Raw genomic sequence first — 14,185 nt, 5'->3', positions numbered from 1 at the left:
CGCGAACCCTCAGCGAGGACCCATGACCACCGCAGCAACCCGCCCGGACGTCAAACGGGGAACCCTCCCCGTCTTCGCCACGGCGACGGCGATCACGGTCGCCAACATCTACTTCACCCAGCCCCTCCTCGACCAGATCGCCCGCGGCTTCGGCATCTCCGCCTCCGCCGCCGGCCTCGTGGCCACGGCAGGACAGATCGGCTACGCGCTGGGGATCGTGGCCGTCGTCCCGCTCGCGGACCGGGCCCGGCTGCGCCGGCTGTCCAGGGTCCTGCTGGCGGTGACCGCCGTCGCGCTCCTGGGGGGCGCCCTGGCTCCGTCCGTCGCCCTGCTGGGGATGGCGACCCTCGTGCTCTCGGCGAGCACCGTGCTCCCACAGGTGATCATGCCCACGGTCGCGTCCATGGCCGCCCCCGGCCAGGCCGGGCGGGTCCTGGGGGCGGTCGGCACGGGGCTGACGATGGGCGCCCTGCTCTCGCGCACCGCCTCCGGGCTCATCGCCGAGGCCGCGGGCACCTGGCGGGCCGGCTTCCTCGTCGCCGCGGCGGCCACGGGGGCGCTGCTGCTGGTCCTCCCCCGCTACATGCCGGCCGGGCGCCCGCCGGGGGCGGCGGCCTCCGGCGGCTACGGGAGCTTGCTCGCCTCGCTCCCCCGACTGCTCGTGGTCCACGCCCCGTTGCGCCTGTCGGCCGCGCTGGGGGCGACGGCGTTCGCCTCCTTCTCGGCCTTCTGGTCCACGCTCGCCTTCCACCTCACCGCGCCGCCGATCGGCCTGGGCCCCGCCGTGGTCGGCCTCCTCGGCCTGTGCAGCGTGCCGGGCGCCCTGGCCGCCCGCTACTCGGGGCGGCTCACCGACCGGTGGGGGCCGCTGGGGGTCAACGCCCTCGCCGTCGCCTCGGCACTGGCCGCCTTCGTGCTCTTCGGGGTCGCGGGGCGGTCGCTCGTCGTCCTCGCCGTCGGCTGCAACCTCCTCGGCTACGGGGTGACGAGCGGCCAGATAGCGAACCAGGCCCGCATCTTCACCGCCGGGCCGGAGATCCGGGGGCGGCTCAACACGGTGTACATGTTCGCGGTCTTCGGTGGCGGCGCCACCGGTTCCGCCGTCGCCGGGGTGCTCTTCTCCGCCTTCGGCTGGCGCGGCGTGGTGGCGGGCGGCCTGGGCTTCCTGCTCCTCGCGGGCCTCACTCTCGCCTGGCACGGCCTCCGCGCCCGCCACACCGGCCCCCGGCACGGCGACGACGCCGAGCCCGGACAGGCCGACGCGGACACCGCCACCGCTCCCGCCCTGCGGCGATAGCCACACCCCCTCGGAGCGCGGGCCCCACCGCCCGCGCTCCGCACCCCCGCTTCCCGGGGGCCGCCACTACCGTCCGTCGCGCTCCCAGGTCAGGACGCCGGTGCGCAGCGCCCCCCAGATCCTGGCGGCACCGGGCAGGCTCAGCCGGAGCCTGCGCCCGTCCAGGTCGGCGATCCGCGTCTGGGAACCGCCCACCCAGTTGGGGAACAGGCTCAGCTCGACGTGGTGGACGACCGTGTCCCCCGCCGGGACCTCGAAGGTGCCGGCGTACGCGAGGTAGCCCGCGGCCGCCGCGGCCAGCTCCTCCGGCAGCCCTTCCTCGAGCCGCCCGTGGCGGAAGCCCGGCCGCCCGACCCGCATGATCTGGGCCGCCATGTGGCCCTCCGGCCCGTACGTGATCAGTCCCCGGGGCCGCGGCCCGAAGGGCTCGACGACCTCCCCGGTCCCGACGTCGGTGGCCTCGTAGGACATCAGGCGCCAGGCGCCGATCAGGGATGTGCGCAGTTCATCGGGGGTCATCGCCGTACCTCGCTCACGTGCCGGGCGCCCGGGGCGCCGTCCTTGACTTTCAGGATGACGAGAGTAATCCTGAATGAGAAATGAGGATGATGCAAGTAATCCAGATTGGAAAGGGCCCGTCATGACCGACACCTACGACCCCACGCGCACCGCGATCCTGCTGGTCGACCCCTACAACGACTTCCTGTCGGAGGGCGGCAAGGTCTGGCCCGCGCTGGAGGGCGTCGCCACCGAGGTCGGCCTGCTCGACAACCTCCGCGCCGTCGTCGGCGCGGGGCGCGCGGCGGGCCAGAAGGTCTTCTTCGTCCCCCACCGCCGCTGGCAGGAGGGTGACTACGAGGACTGGGAGCACCCCAACCCCACGCACCGCATCATCCAGGAGCGGCACACCTTCGCCCTCGGCACCTGGGGAGGCGAGTTCCACCCCGACTTCCGGCCCGCCGACGGCGAGGTGGTCATCCAGGAGCACTGGTCGCAGAGCGGGTTCGCCAACACCGACCTGGACTTCCGGCTCAAGCAGCACGGCATCACGCACGTGATCGTCATCGGCCTGCTCGCCAACACCTGCATCGAGTCCACCGGCCGCTTCGCCATGGAGCTCGGCTACCACGTGACGCTCGTCCGCGACGCCACCGCGGCCTACCGCCCGGAGATGATGCACGCCGCCCACGAACTCAACGGCCCCACCTACGCCCACTCCATCACCACCACCGCCGACCTGCTCAAGACCCTGGAGAACGGAGACCACTGACATGCGACTGACCGGAGAGATGCTGATAGGCGCGTCGTCCATCCCCGCGTCCGAAGGCACGATGAAGGCCCTCGACCCGGCGACCGGCGAACTGGTCGGACCGGAGTTCGCGCTCGGCGGGGCGGCCGAGGTCGACCGCGCCGCCCGCCTGGCCGACGAGGCCTACGACACCTACAACCGCACCGGCCTCGCGGAGCGCGCCGCGTTCCTCGAACTGATCGCGGACCGGCTCGAGGGGATCAAGGGCGAACTGGCCGAGCGGGCAGCCCTGGAAACGGGCCTTCCGGCCGCGCAGCTGGAAGCCGAGGCGGTCAAGTCCGCAGGGCAGTTCCGGCAGTTCGCCGACGTCGTCCGGCAGGGCCGGTTCCGGCAGGCCGCCGTCGACCCGGCCCAGCCGGAGCGGCAGCCCCGGCCGCGCATGGACCACCGCATGCAGAAGATCGGTATCGGCCCGGTGGCCGTCTTCGGCGCCAGCAACTTCCCGATCTCGTACTCGGTCGCGGGCGGCGACACCGCCGCCGCTCTCGCGGCGGGCTGCCCGGTGATCCTCAAGGCCCACAACGCCCACCCCGGCGCCTCGGAGCTGCAGGGGCGCGTCATCCAGGGCGCCGTCGCCGATTCCGGGCTGCACGAGGGCGTGTTCTCGATGGTCCGGGGGGCCGGCAACGCGATCGGCGAGGCCCTGGTGGACCATCCGCTGGTCAAGGCCGTCACCTTCACCGGCTCCGAAGGCGGTGGCATGGCCCTGTACCGGCGGGCCCAGCTGCGACCCGACCCGATCCCGGTCTTCGCGGAGATGACCAGCGTCAACCCGACCTTCGTCCTGCCAGCGGCGCTGGCGGCGCGCGGCGGCGAGATCGGCGACGGCTTCGCCGAGCGCATGCTCGTCAACGTCGGCCAGGCCTGCCTGAAGCCGGCCGTGCTGCTCGCCGTCGACGGTCCGGGTTACGCCGCGATGCGCGAGGCAGCCGCGGCACGGGTGGGCGCGATGGGCGCACGGACGATGCTCACCCCCGGCATCCACGACGCGTACGGCCGCGGGGCGCGGCGCCTGCGCGACTCCGGGGCCACGACCGTGACGGTGGGCCCGGAGCCCGAGGGCGCCTTCGAGGGCCGCGCGCAGCTCCTCGAGGTCGACGGCGACCGGTTCCTGGCCGAAACCGCCCTGGCCGAGGAGGTCTTCGGACCGGCAGCGCTGCTGGTCCGGCTGTCCGGCGTCGAGCAGATTACCGAGGTGGCCCGGAGCTTCCGCGGCCAGCTGTCGGCGACGATGCACCTCGAGGAGGAGGACCACCCGCAGGCCGCGCGCCTGCTGCCGGTCCTGGAGCGCCGCACCGGCCGGATCGTGGTGAACGCCTTCGCCCACCCGCAGGAGGTCGGCCACGCCACCATCCACGGAGGCCCGTTCCCGGCCACCACCGACAGCCGCTTCACCTCGGTCGGCATGAGCGCGATCGACCGCTTCCTGCGGCCCGTCACCTACCAGGGCTTCCCGGACGCGCTGCTCCCCAAGGCGCTGGTCCCGGCCAACCCGCTGGGGCTGTGGCGGCTGGTAGACGGGCACGTCACCCGCGACTGACCCGCCGGGAGCGGCAGGCCCGGTCACGGGAAGCGGGCGAGTTCCTCCCGGGTACGGGCGATCCAGGGGTGGTCCTCGCCGAGGTGGCGCACACGGTCCTGGAGGACCTGGCGCAGCAGCCGGGCGGCGCGTGGGGCGTCGCCCGCCGCGCCGACCGAACAGGCGTGGGCGTTACGGCTGTTGAGGGTGGAGGGATGGTCGTCACCGAGGACGCGGGTGCGGTCCTGGACGAGGATCTCCAGCAGGTCCGCGGCCTCGCCGTGACGGCCGGTGGCGGCCAGGCAGCGGGCACGCCCGCCGCGTGCGGTGAGCGTCTGGGGGTGGTCGTCGCCCAGGCGCTCGCGGCAGTCGTCGACGAGCTGTTCGTACCGGGCCGTCGCCTCGGCCGCCCGGCCCGCCCTCAGGACACAGCGGGCGTGGGCGGCACGGACAGCGAACAGCTGGGGGTGCCCGTCGTCGAGGATCTCGGCGCTCTCGGTCAACAGCGCGCCGAGGAGCCGTACGGCCTCCTCGGCCGCCCCGGCCTCGCTGAGGAAGAGCGCCTGGTAGCGCCGCCACAGCAGCGGGATCGGGCTGTCCGGCCCGTGCACGGCGCCTCCGCGGCCGTCCTCGATCAGGTCGCTGAGCAGTGCCGATGCGCGGCCGGGGTCGCCGGCCTCGCCCAGGAAACGGGCGTGGCCGTGGCGGGAGGCGAGGGTGTCCGGGTGGAGCGGGTCGAGGACCTTCAGGCAGTCCTGGAGGAGTTCCCCGAACAGCCCGGCGGCGCGGGCGGCATGCCCCGCCTCGCCGAGGAAGTGGGCGTGGTGGCGGCGGTTGTTGAGGGTGTAGGGGTGGTACGGGCCCTGGGTGCGTGACCGGTCGGCGACCAGGCTGTCGAAGAGCCGGGCGGCCTGTCCGGGGCGGCCGGCGTCGCCGAGCAGGTAGGCGTAGCCGTACCGGCTGCTGAGGGTGTGCGGGTGGTCGGCGCCCAGCAGGCGGGTCCGGTCGGCCAGCACGGACTGGTACTCGGCGACCGCTTCCTCGAGCCGTCCGGTCTCGCCGAGGAACACCGCCAGGTTGTTGCGGCTGTTGAGGGTGTGGGAGTGCTCGCGGCCGAGGACGCGCGTGCGGTCCTGGATGACGCCGCGCAGCAGGTCGACGGCCTCGGCGGGGTGGCCGGCCATGCCGACGTAGCGGGCGTGGGAGTTGCGGTTCTCCAGCGTCTCCTTGACGTCGGGGCCGCCGCGCCGCTCGGCCTCCGCGACCAGCTCGCGGTACAGGTCCGCCGCGCGCCGGGGGTCGCCGGCCTCCCCCACGCACGTGGCGTACCACTGCCGGGGCAACTGCCCGGGGTCGGCACCGGCCTTGTCGAAGGCGGCCATGGCGTGGTGCAGGTCGCCGCGCTGGTAGGCGGTCGCGCCGATGTCCAGGGCGCGCACCGGGTCGGCGTGGTCGATGAGGATCTCCCACACGGCGTCCGGGATGCGCGGCGGCGGCACCTGCTCGTCCAGGGTCTGGTGCAGGTAGTCGAAGGCCAGGTAGGCGCCGTCGTCGCGGGGCAGCAGCAGGCTGGAGGTGGCGTGCAGGGGGGCGGTGGCCCAGCGCAGCGCCTCTTCCCACGCCTCCGGCCGCAGGCTGGTGCCGCCGCGCAGGTCCAGGTGGATCTCGTGCAGGCGGCGCAGCACGTCCTCGGGCAGCGGCTGGTGGTAACCCGCGCGCCGGGCGTCCACGGCCCCTGCGACGAGGGCGGCGGCCCGCGGACGGGCACCGGCCGCCCACGCGTTGCTGAAGTCGTCGAGCAACTGGGGAGCCGCGGCGAGGTACTCGGCCACCCCGCGGCTGCCGGACCGGGCGTCGTTGACGGCGGCCCTGATCCTCGGGTCGTCGGTGTGGTGCCGGGCCCGCGCCAGCTCCGCCTCGCTCCAGGTACGGTCCACCCGCACGACCGAGGCCAGCCGCAGCACCTCGCGCCCCGAGCGCAGCACGTCACCGCCGGGCTCGTCGTCGGCGGCCGAGCGGGCGCCGAAGCGGATGTGCTGACGTGCGCTCATGGTCGCCACGACGGCGACCCGCGCCGGCCCGGCCTCCAGCAGCCGCTGTACGTGACCTGCCGTCAGCCCGCCCGCGCCGAGGTAGTTCTCCAGGTCGTCCAGCCACACCACGGCCTGCTTCAGCCGTGGCACGGTGTCCGCGAGGGCGACCATCGCCTCACGACTGTCCGGAACGACCAGCCGGTAGCGCGGGAAGTGCTTGCGCACCACCTCGTAGGCCAGGCGCGTCTTGCCCGCCGTGGAGTCCCCCACCAGCAGCAGGAATCCCTGTCCCCCGCTGAGCACCGCCTCCGCCTGCGGCATGGCGTCCCGCCCGACGAACACCGGGACACGGCCGAAGCCGGCCGTCCCGCCGCCGCCCGGTGCGGCCGGGTGGACGCCGAGACCGATGGGGTCGTCGACGTCCGCCACCAGCGGCGCCGTGCCGCGCCGGGAGATCCGCAGCAGGCCCGGCAGCGCCCGTCTGCGGCCCGCCGACTGCTCCAGCGCCCTGCCTCCCGAGGCGGCCACGGTCTCCGTCGCCGCCCCGGCGACCGCTCCCGCCGGGCCGAACAGCAGGGTCAGGGCGGGCCGGGCCAGACCGGAGAACACCCTGAACAGGTAACCGGCCGCGCCTGTGGCGCGGTCCCTCCCGGCAGCCATCGCGTACTCTCCCGTTCCCCCCGGTGCTCCCCTGCCGTGGTGCATTCCCGGTGGCGCCGCCGGCTACCCACCGGGGGCACGGTAGCGGGCGGAGGCCAGGGAGAAGTCGAGGAAGCCGCGGGCCCAGGCGTGGATGCCGTCCGCGTACTGGCAGACCGCGGCCAGCTGCCCCGGGGTGAGGTCGGTCGCGAGGGCGGTGGCGTACAGGTCGCGTGTCGCGGTGCGCAGGCAGGCGACGCGGCGGGCGTGCCACAGCCGTGTCTCGTCGATCGCCTCGTCCAGCGTCAGGCCGTGGTGGTGGCGCAGGACGAGGACCAGGTTGGTGGTCTCCCCCGAGCGCAGCTCCTTCTCCACCGAGAACAGGTCGTTGGTCCAGCCGATGACGTCGGCGGCGGCCTCGCGCAGCACGCGGCAGGCCGGCGAGAACCAGATCGCCGGGGGCAGTTCCGCCTCCTGGGCGTACTCGATGAGGTCGAAGCACCAGCCGGTCGCGCCGGAGACCCGCCGCCAGGCGATGTAGGCCTCGGGGGTGGGCACCTCGTCGCCGGCGCGGATCCTGATCATGTCCTGGTTGGTACGGATCCACCCGAGCAGGTGACGGCGGAAACGGTCGCCCCAGGCGGGCCCCATGGCGCCGGTCACCCGCGGCAGGAGTTCGCCCAGGACGCGGACGGCCGGCGGCGCCGACGCGGGGACCTCCCACCCGCAGCCGCCGACGGCGCGTGCCATGGCCTCCAGTTCCGCGCCGGTCCCCGTGGACGGGCCCACGTCGCTGCCGTCGTCGACGGCGAACATCCACAGCGTCAGCCGGGCCAGCTCCGTCAGACGGGCCGGGGTCGCCCATGGCCACACGTGCGCGGCCATGGCGGCCTGCCGTTCCCGGCCGGCCTGCCCCGAGGCCGGCGCGGACAGCAACCCGGCCCGCCGCGCCCAGGCCATGACGTGCGGCTCCACCTGCCGCAGGCCGGGGTTGAGGAGCGACGGGCCCGGTACGCGGACGGGCCCCCCGGCCCGGCCCCGTGCGGTCCCGCTGTGCGCGGCCCGTCCCCCCGGGCCGTCGATACGAACGAACGCAGATGTCTTCCCCACCGGATTCCCCCCTTCCCGGGCCGTCGGCGACCCGGGCAAGGACTACGACTTCCAGCCATCCCCGTCCCGGTTCCTACCCAGCGTTCGACTTCCGGACGCCCGGAACGGGCAGCCGGCGTCAGAGCTCCGTCGAAACCGGGCTGACGGGAACCCGGGCCGTCCACGATGCGTCATGATCCGGGCGGGCACCGACCGCCCGCACCGTTCGCGTTCGCGTTCGCCTTCGCGTTCGCCTTCGCGTTCGCCTTCGCGTTCGCCTTCGTGTCCACGTTCACGTTCATCGAGGAGAGAAGTGCACAGACACCGCCGTCCGTACTCCGCCGCCGTGGCCGCCGTGCTCCTGGCCGCCCTGCTGGGTGCCTGCGGGAGCCCGGACTCCGGCGCCGTGGCCGGATCCGGAGCGTCGGCCGCCGCTTCCGCCGGCACCCGCACCCCAGTGGCGAAGGCGGACCCGCCCGTCACCGGGGCGCTGGACGACCACCGGCACGTGGCGCGCAGGACGGCCCCCGCGCGGCGCCCCCACATGGTGCAGCGGTGCACCGACCGCACCCGGCGGGTGAAGCACACCTCCTCGAAGGGTTCAGGCAAGCGCAAGTCGACCCGGACCTGGTACACCACCGAGCACTACCAGGACTGCCGCAAGGTCCAGCAGGGCACCGAGTCCTACACCCGTGTGGTGTCCGCGGAACGCTGGTGCGTCGAACTGGACGACGTCGGCGGCGACCGCATCCGCGACGACGTCTGGTACAAGGTGGACGCCACGACCTACGGCACGGCCGTCGGCGCCGAGGAGGGCACCCCGATGTCCTTCACCCCCCTGGCGTCCGGCTGCTGACGGCGCACCGCCGGGCGGCGCCGGGCCCGGCGTAATCCGGATGCGTTCCGCCCGGTGCTTCTGCCATCCTCGCGCCCATGTCCACGTTCCAAGATCTCCTCGCCGAAGGGGAGGCCGTCCCGACCGAGGGATGGGACTTCTCCTGGTTCACCGGCCGCGCCACCGAGGAGCGCCCGTCCTGGGGCTACAGCGGGCTCCTCGCCGAGCGGACGGCGCGGGCCGAGGCCGTGCTCGACATCCAGACCGGCGGCGGGGAGGTCCTGGCGACCGTGCCCACCGCCCCGCCGGTGGTCGCGGCGACGGAGTCCTGGGCGCCCAACCTGGAGATCGCCCGCCGCAACCTGGCGCCCTTCGGCGCCACCGTCGTCGAGGCCGACGACACGGCCGACCTGCCCTTCCCCGACGGCCACTTCGACCTGGTCGTCAGCCGGCATCCGGTGGTGACCCGCTGGGACGAGGTGCGCCGGGTACTGCGTCCCCGGGGCACCTACCTGTCCCAGCAGGTCGGCGCCGGCTCGGTGCGGGAGCTGACGGACTACCTGATGGGGCCCCGGCCGGTCGCCACGCACACACGGGACCCCTTCACGACCACGGCCGGCTCCAGCGGGGTCGAGGCCACCGCACGCGCCGAAGCGGCGGGCCTGGAGGTCGTGGACCTGCGCCAGGAGGCGCTGCGCATGGAGTTCCACGACATCGCCGCCGTGGTCCACTTCCTGCGCAAGGTCATCTGGATCGTGCCCGGCTTCACGGTGGACGCCTATCGCGAGCAGCTGGCGCGGCTGCACGACTTCATGGAGCGGCACGGGCCCTTCGTGGCGTACTCGCAGCGCTATCTGATCGAGGCCCGCAAGGGCTGACCACCGGAAGGAGTACACCCGTGATCGCGCCGACCACCAGGCCGTTCGCCGAGTCCGACGTCGATGCCGCGGCCGGCCTGCTCGCCGCCCGCCACCGCCGCGACCTCGCCCGGGACGTCGCGCTCGACCCGGGTTTCACCGAACCGGCCGCCTGCGCGGCCCTGCTGCGGGACGCCTGGGCGCAGGGCGCGCGGGGCGCGGTCGCGGAGACGGCGGACGGCACGCCCGCCGGGTACCTCCTCGCCGTACCCGGCGACGACGGCCGGGGACGGCACGTCTGGACGGGCCCCGGGCACTACGCGGCACGCGACGGGGACGTACTGCGCGGGCTCTACGCGGACCTGTCGGGTCCATGGCTCGCCGACGGGCGGCTGCACCACTACGCCGTCGCGGCCGCCGGCGACCTGCCGGTCTGGCTGTCGCAGTGCTTCGCGTACGAGCAGGTCCACGCCGTGACGGACCTGGCGACGGAGGCGGCCGTCCGCCACGACGACGTGCGCGCCGCGGGGCCGTCGGACCTCGCCGCGCTGGAGCCGCTGTTCCGCCTGGTCGCCGACGCGCACGCGGGGCCGCCGGTCTTCGCCTTCATCGAGCCGTCCTTCTACGAGGGTCTGCGCCCGGGCCACTTGGAGCTGCTGGAGGACCCGGCCGTGTCGTACTGGCTCGCCGAGGGGCCGGAAGGGGTCCGTGGCTTCTGCGTCATGCGGCCGGTGCCCGACGACGAGGTCTCGCTGACGACGCCGCGCGGCTCGGTCGAACTGCTCCTCGCCGCGACCGTTCCGGAGCACCGCGGCAGCGGTGTGGGGCGCCGGCTCACCGAGCACGCCTTCGCGGACGCCGCCCGGCGCGGGTTCCGCGTGTGCGTGACGGACTGGCGGGCGGCGAACCCGCTGTCCTCGGTGTTCTGGCCGCGTCGCGGATTCCGTCCCGTCGCCCACCGGCTGCACCGCCTCCTCGACCCGCGGCTGCTGCGGGGCTGACCTCGCACGGCGGCCCGCGCCGAGGAGGCGCCCGGGGTGGTCACTCGACGACGCCGAAGTCCTCCGGGAACGTCTCCAGGAACGCGCGGCGCCGGGGGTCGGCCTCGGCTGCCGCCATCGCCTCGAGCACGTCGAGCAACTCGGCCCGCTGTGCTTCCGACATGCGGTCCACCACGGCCGCGACGCCCTCCAGTGCCGTCACGGCGTCGTCCTCGTCCATCTGTTCGTCGTCCGTGCCGTCGATGAACCAGGTGACGTCCACGAGCGCCTCCGCCAGGGCGTGGGTCAGCGAAGGGTACTGAGGCATGGGCGTGTTCTCCCCGGGGATGGTGGCTGCGGTGTTCCCCGGTATCCCATCACAGGCCTCTGACAACATTCTTCCGGGTCGGCGCCGAAGGTGCGCGAGCGTGACCTCGGGCAGGGCGTACGGGCCGCCCTGGGGCACGGCGGGGTCCGGTACGGCGTCGCCGTCCGCGGCGGTGAGGCGCGAGGCGTGCTGCTCGGGGTCGTCGACGGGGGTGCAGTCGAGCACCGACGGGGCCGGGAGTTCCCAGAAGCGGCGGGTGTTGGCGGAGACGCGCCGTGGCGTAGCGCACGCCGGGCGGCGCGGTGAGCGCGGCCCGGGTCCAGCCGACGGCGTCGCGGTGGCTGAGCCAGGTCGCCAGGTGGCGGCGCTCGCCGGGTTCCGCCTCGAAGCTGCCGATGCTGCAGGCAGATGACGCAGAGCCCGAACTTGTCGGCGTAGAGCCGTCCCAGCGCCTCGACGGCCGCCTTGCTGACCCCGTACAGGCCGTCGGGGCGCACCGGTTCGTCCGGGGCGGTGCGTTGCCCGGCGGGGTGGAAACCGGTGACGCGGTTGCTCCCGGTCGGCACGACGCGGCGGATGCCACCCCGCCGGGCGGCTTCCAGGACGTGGTGGGTGCCGAGGACGTTGACCTCCAGGAGGTCGGCCAACGGGGCCTCGTCGGGGATGCCGCCGAGGTGCAGGACCCGGTCGACGCCCACCAAGTCGGACCGCACGGCGTCGGCGTCCTGCAGGTCGACGGTGTGCACCTCCTCGTTCGCGGCTTCCGCGACCAGCGGGACCCGGTCGAGCAGGACCAGCCGTGCCGTCTCCCCGCGCAGTCCGGCGCGCACCACGGAGCCGATGGTGCCCGCCGCGCGGTGATCGCCAGCGCTCCCGCCTCATGGCCAACTCCCCGTCACACAAGGCCCGTTCCGTCGCGCACCAGCTCATCCATGAGCCGGTGACGGACTGCCCTGACGAGGTGTCATTCACTTTCCGTTGGCGTGACGTTCCCGTGCGGTTCCGCAAGGCGGGCACGCCGGGGGCGGATTGGCGCGGGCCCATGGGGGACCGTTTATGCTCTGCTCCGTCATTGGGTAGTTGTGAACTCAACCACGTTTGGCCGTCGAGGGGACAGCGCGCCGTGAACCGTCCGGGGATGTCGATCAATCAAGTGCGGATAGCCGTGGCCTTGCTCAGCCTCGCGCTGTTCGCCCAGACGGCGTTCTGGCTGCTCTACGACATCGTTGTCCGCGGCCTGCCGGGCGCCTGGTCGCTGTGGACCACCGGGTGGGTGCCGGGGCTGTCGGCGACCTCCTCGCTCGACCTCGGCCTGGCGGCGCTGCAGCTCTGCGCCGGTCTGGCGGCGCTGTTCCGCACCCGCGGCGCGGGCGGCCTGCTGGTGACCGCGTGCACCGTGACGCTCGGCTTCCGCCTCCCCGCGGTCTGGTACCTGCTGCTCGACTCGCCGTCCGACCCGTGGTTCGGCACCCTGAAGGGTGCCTCGCTGAACGCCGTGGGCAGCACCGCCGTCCTCGCCGTGGTGCTCACGCTCATCCTGGGAGGGCTCCTCCTGCTCGCCCGGCACATGGAGTACGAGGCCGCCGCCGCCGCGGACTCGGTGACGGGCGGCATCCGCCCGGTGAAGGTGACGGCCACCGCCTCCGGGCTGCTGCTCGCGGTGCTCAACGTCTTCTACATCGGCCGGAACGCGGTGACGGCCGTTCAGGTCGGGCCGGGCGTGCTCAGCGACCTGATCGTCGGCAAGGGCAGCGGGCGGGCGATCCTCGCGGTGCCGTCGCCGTACCAGTGGGTGTGCCTGACCGTGCTGTGCGGGGCCGGCATGCTGCTCGCGGCCCGGCGGCGGCCCACCGCCCCGGGCTTCTCGGTGGGCCTGTCGCTCTTCATGATGCCGTCGGCCTTCACGGAGCTGTGGGGCTACGCGGTCGGCACGATGCCCGTGACCGCCGTGGACACCTCGCAGAGCCTGCTGGAGTTCGTCGGTTCCGCGGCGGTGGTGGCCCTGATCGTCGGCGACGTCCGCCGCGACCGCCGGCCCGACGACGCCGACCTCGACGTCATGGCGCCCGCCGTGCCGACGGGGATCGCGGTGGCCGCAACGGCCGTACGGACCGTACCGGCCACGCCGTCCGTGCCCACCGCCGAGGACGCCGACGCGGCGGAGGAGACCGGCGGGGCCGTGGACGTCAGCGTCCCCGCCCAGCGCAACGCAGATGCCGAGCCCGACGCCGAAGCCGGCCGTCCGGCGACCGAGGCCGCCGACGCCTGACGCGGGCACCGTCCCCGCCGGACCGGCTCCGCCGCGAAAAACATTTGCGCGGGGCCGGCACCGGTACCGACAGTTGCGGCATGCCCCTCACCGTGCGCCCCGCCGTCCCCGAGGACGCCTCCGTCATCTGCGAGTTGCTCAACGCCGTCGACGTCGTGGAGCTCGGGCAGCCCGAGACCGACCTGGGGACCGTCGAGTCGTCACTGGTCCACCCCGAGGCCGACCTGGAACGCAACTCCTGGCTGGTCTTCGAGGACGGCGCGCCCGTCGCGTTCGGGCTCCTGTGGGACGACTCCGGTGCCGAACGCATCGACGTCGACCACTACGTCCTGCCCGCGCACCAGGAGGCCGGGGAGCGGCTGCTGGACCTCCTGCAGAACCGGGCCGCCGGGCGCGCCGCGGAGAACGGCGTGGCCCGGGCCGTCGTCCATCTCGCCCTGAACACCGCGCCCACCATGGACACGTCCCGTCTGACGCGGCGCGGCTGGAAGGCCGTACGGCGCTACCACGTGCTGACCCGCCCGCTGTCCGCCGCCGCGGACACCGTCCCCGAGCCGCCGCCCGGGCTGACGCTGCGCGACTGCACGGAGGAGGTCGACCGACGCCGCGCACACGAACTCCTTCAGGAGACCTTCGCGGAACACTTCGACCACCAGCGGCGCACCTACCCGCAGTGGCTGGACGACCTCGGCTCTGGCATCGACTGGTCCCTGGTGTGGATCGCCTCGCTGGAGGGCGCGGGGGACGTCGGCGTGGCACTGACCCGTGACGACCGCGCGGCCATGGCGTGGATCCGCAGCCTCGGGGTGCGCAAGGAGGCGCGGGGCCGGGGCATCGCCGGCCACCTGCTGCGCCACGCCTTCGGGGTCTACGCCGCCCGCGGCCGCGACACCCTCGGCCTGGGCGTGGACACCGACAACACCACGGGGGCCCTGCGCCTGTACACCGCGCACGGCATGGGCCTGCACTTCGCGGTGGACACCTGGGAAGTGACGCTGCCTGCTGCCGCTCGGGCGTGAGCGGGGCGGGC

Annotated in this window: 13 protein-coding genes; 8 read left to right on the top strand and 5 right to left on the bottom strand. The window is 74.1% G+C overall.

The genetic code is table 11. The annotated features are described in order from the left end of the window. The first annotated feature begins 22 nt into the window (after nt 1–22). Nucleotides 23–1,297 carry an MFS transporter gene (locus PV341_RS37290; RefSeq protein WP_500360132.1) on the top strand — a complete coding sequence of 425 codons (1,275 nt, stop codon included), beginning with the start codon at nt 23–25 and terminating at the stop codon, nt 1,295–1,297. 66 nt (nt 1,298–1,363) lie between these two features. On the opposite strand, the gene PV341_RS37285 is transcribed toward PV341_RS37290, so the two are convergent. Next, nucleotides 1,364–1,816: a lipocalin-like domain-containing protein gene (locus PV341_RS37285; RefSeq protein ID WP_500328883.1), complete on the bottom strand. Its 453-nt coding sequence runs from the start codon at nt 1,814–1,816 to the stop codon at nt 1,364–1,366. A gap of 121 nt (nt 1,817–1,937) precedes the next feature. Between PV341_RS37285 and PV341_RS37280 the strand changes: the two genes are divergently transcribed. After that, nucleotides 1,938–2,567 carry a cysteine hydrolase family protein gene (locus PV341_RS37280; protein WP_500328884.1) on the top strand — a complete coding sequence of 210 codons (630 nt, stop codon included), beginning with the start codon at nt 1,938–1,940 and terminating at the stop codon, nt 2,565–2,567. Nucleotide 2,568: 1 nt separating this feature from the next. Continuing rightward, nucleotides 2,569–4,146: an aldehyde dehydrogenase (NADP(+)) gene (locus PV341_RS37275; protein WP_500360131.1), complete on the top strand. Its 1,578-nt coding sequence runs from the start codon at nt 2,569–2,571 to the stop codon at nt 4,144–4,146. A gap of 23 nt (nt 4,147–4,169) precedes the next feature. Here the strand turns inward: PV341_RS37275 and PV341_RS37270 are convergent, their stop codons facing one another. Beyond that, nucleotides 4,170–6,818 (bottom strand): tetratricopeptide repeat protein, encoded by a 2,649-nt coding sequence (locus tag PV341_RS37270; RefSeq protein ID WP_500360130.1) that lies wholly within the window; start codon nt 6,816–6,818, stop codon nt 4,170–4,172. A 63-nt stretch (nt 6,819–6,881) separates the two neighbouring features. Then, the gene (locus PV341_RS37265) at nt 6,882–7,907 is read right to left on the bottom strand and encodes a terpene synthase family protein (RefSeq protein WP_500360129.1); all 1,026 of its coding nucleotides are present in this window, start codon (nt 7,905–7,907) and stop codon (nt 6,882–6,884) included. 292 nt (nt 7,908–8,199) lie between these two features. On the opposite strand from PV341_RS37265, the gene PV341_RS37260 reads away from it, so the two are divergent. The 3 genes from PV341_RS37260 (at nt 8,200) to PV341_RS37250 (ending at nt 10,579) form a co-directional block, all read left to right on the top strand. After that, nucleotides 8,200–8,742 carry a hypothetical protein gene (locus PV341_RS37260; RefSeq protein WP_500328888.1) on the top strand — a complete coding sequence of 181 codons (543 nt, stop codon included), beginning with the start codon at nt 8,200–8,202 and terminating at the stop codon, nt 8,740–8,742. Between the two features lie 77 nt (nt 8,743–8,819). Then, nucleotides 8,820–9,599: a class I SAM-dependent methyltransferase gene (locus tag PV341_RS37255; protein WP_500360128.1), complete on the top strand. Its 780-nt coding sequence runs from the start codon at nt 8,820–8,822 to the stop codon at nt 9,597–9,599. A 20-nt stretch (nt 9,600–9,619) separates the two neighbouring features. Further along, nucleotides 9,620–10,579, top strand: a complete 960-nt coding sequence (locus PV341_RS37250) for a GNAT family N-acetyltransferase (RefSeq protein ID WP_500360127.1) — start codon at nt 9,620–9,622, stop codon at nt 10,577–10,579. Nucleotides 10,580–10,619: 40 nt separating this feature from the next. Here PV341_RS37250 and PV341_RS37245 read toward each other — a convergent pair whose 3' ends face one another. Beyond that, nucleotides 10,620–10,886: a hypothetical protein gene (locus PV341_RS37245; RefSeq protein WP_499509228.1), complete on the bottom strand. Its 267-nt coding sequence runs from the start codon at nt 10,884–10,886 to the stop codon at nt 10,620–10,622. Next, nucleotides 10,865–11,716 carry an NAD-dependent epimerase/dehydratase family protein gene (locus PV341_RS37240; RefSeq protein ID WP_500360133.1) on the bottom strand — a complete coding sequence of 284 codons (852 nt, stop codon included), beginning with the start codon at nt 11,714–11,716 and terminating at the stop codon, nt 10,865–10,867. Before PV341_RS37240 ends, PV341_RS37245 begins: the two co-directional genes overlap by 22 nt. Before the next feature lie 308 nt (nt 11,717–12,024). Between PV341_RS37240 and PV341_RS37235 the strand changes: the two genes are divergently transcribed. Next, nucleotides 12,025–13,155: a hypothetical protein gene (locus PV341_RS37235; protein WP_500328892.1), complete on the top strand. Its 1,131-nt coding sequence runs from the start codon at nt 12,025–12,027 to the stop codon at nt 13,153–13,155. Between the two features lie 80 nt (nt 13,156–13,235). After that, the gene (locus PV341_RS37230; RefSeq protein ID WP_500360126.1) at nt 13,236–14,174 is read left to right on the top strand and encodes a GNAT family N-acetyltransferase; all 939 of its coding nucleotides are present in this window, start codon (nt 13,236–13,238) and stop codon (nt 14,172–14,174) included. Nucleotides 14,175–14,185 lie beyond the last annotated feature (11 nt).

This window comes from Streptomyces sp. PA03-1a (genome assembly GCF_033792805.1).
Lineage (GTDB): Bacteria > Actinomycetota > Actinomycetes > Streptomycetales > Streptomycetaceae > Actinacidiphila.
This window is presented reverse-complemented; position numbering and strand designations above follow the sequence as displayed.

Bases quoted from the DNA above. Each gene is read 5' to 3' on its own strand.
- PV341_RS37290 (WP_500360132.1), top strand. From the start codon at position 23: ATGACCACCGCAGCAACCCGCCCGGACGTCAAACGGGGAACCCTCCCC.
- PV341_RS37285 (WP_500328883.1), bottom strand. From the start codon at position 1,816: ATGACCCCCGATGAACTGCGCACATCCCTGATCGGCGCCTGGCGCCTG.
- PV341_RS37280 (WP_500328884.1), top strand. From the start codon at position 1,938: ATGACCGACACCTACGACCCCACGCGCACCGCGATCCTGCTGGTCGAC.
- PV341_RS37275 (WP_500360131.1), top strand. From the start codon at position 2,569: ATGCGACTGACCGGAGAGATGCTGATAGGCGCGTCGTCCATCCCCGCG.
- PV341_RS37270 (WP_500360130.1), bottom strand. From the start codon at position 6,818: ATGGCTGCCGGGAGGGACCGCGCCACAGGCGCGGCCGGTTACCTGTTC.
- PV341_RS37255 (WP_500360128.1), top strand. From the start codon at position 8,820: ATGTCCACGTTCCAAGATCTCCTCGCCGAAGGGGAGGCCGTCCCGACC.
- PV341_RS37245 (WP_499509228.1), bottom strand. From the start codon at position 10,886: ATGCCTCAGTACCCTTCGCTGACCCACGCCCTGGCGGAGGCGCTCGTG.
- PV341_RS37235 (WP_500328892.1), top strand. From the start codon at position 12,025: ATGTCGATCAATCAAGTGCGGATAGCCGTGGCCTTGCTCAGCCTCGCG.
- PV341_RS37230 (WP_500360126.1), top strand. From the start codon at position 13,236: ATGCCCCTCACCGTGCGCCCCGCCGTCCCCGAGGACGCCTCCGTCATC.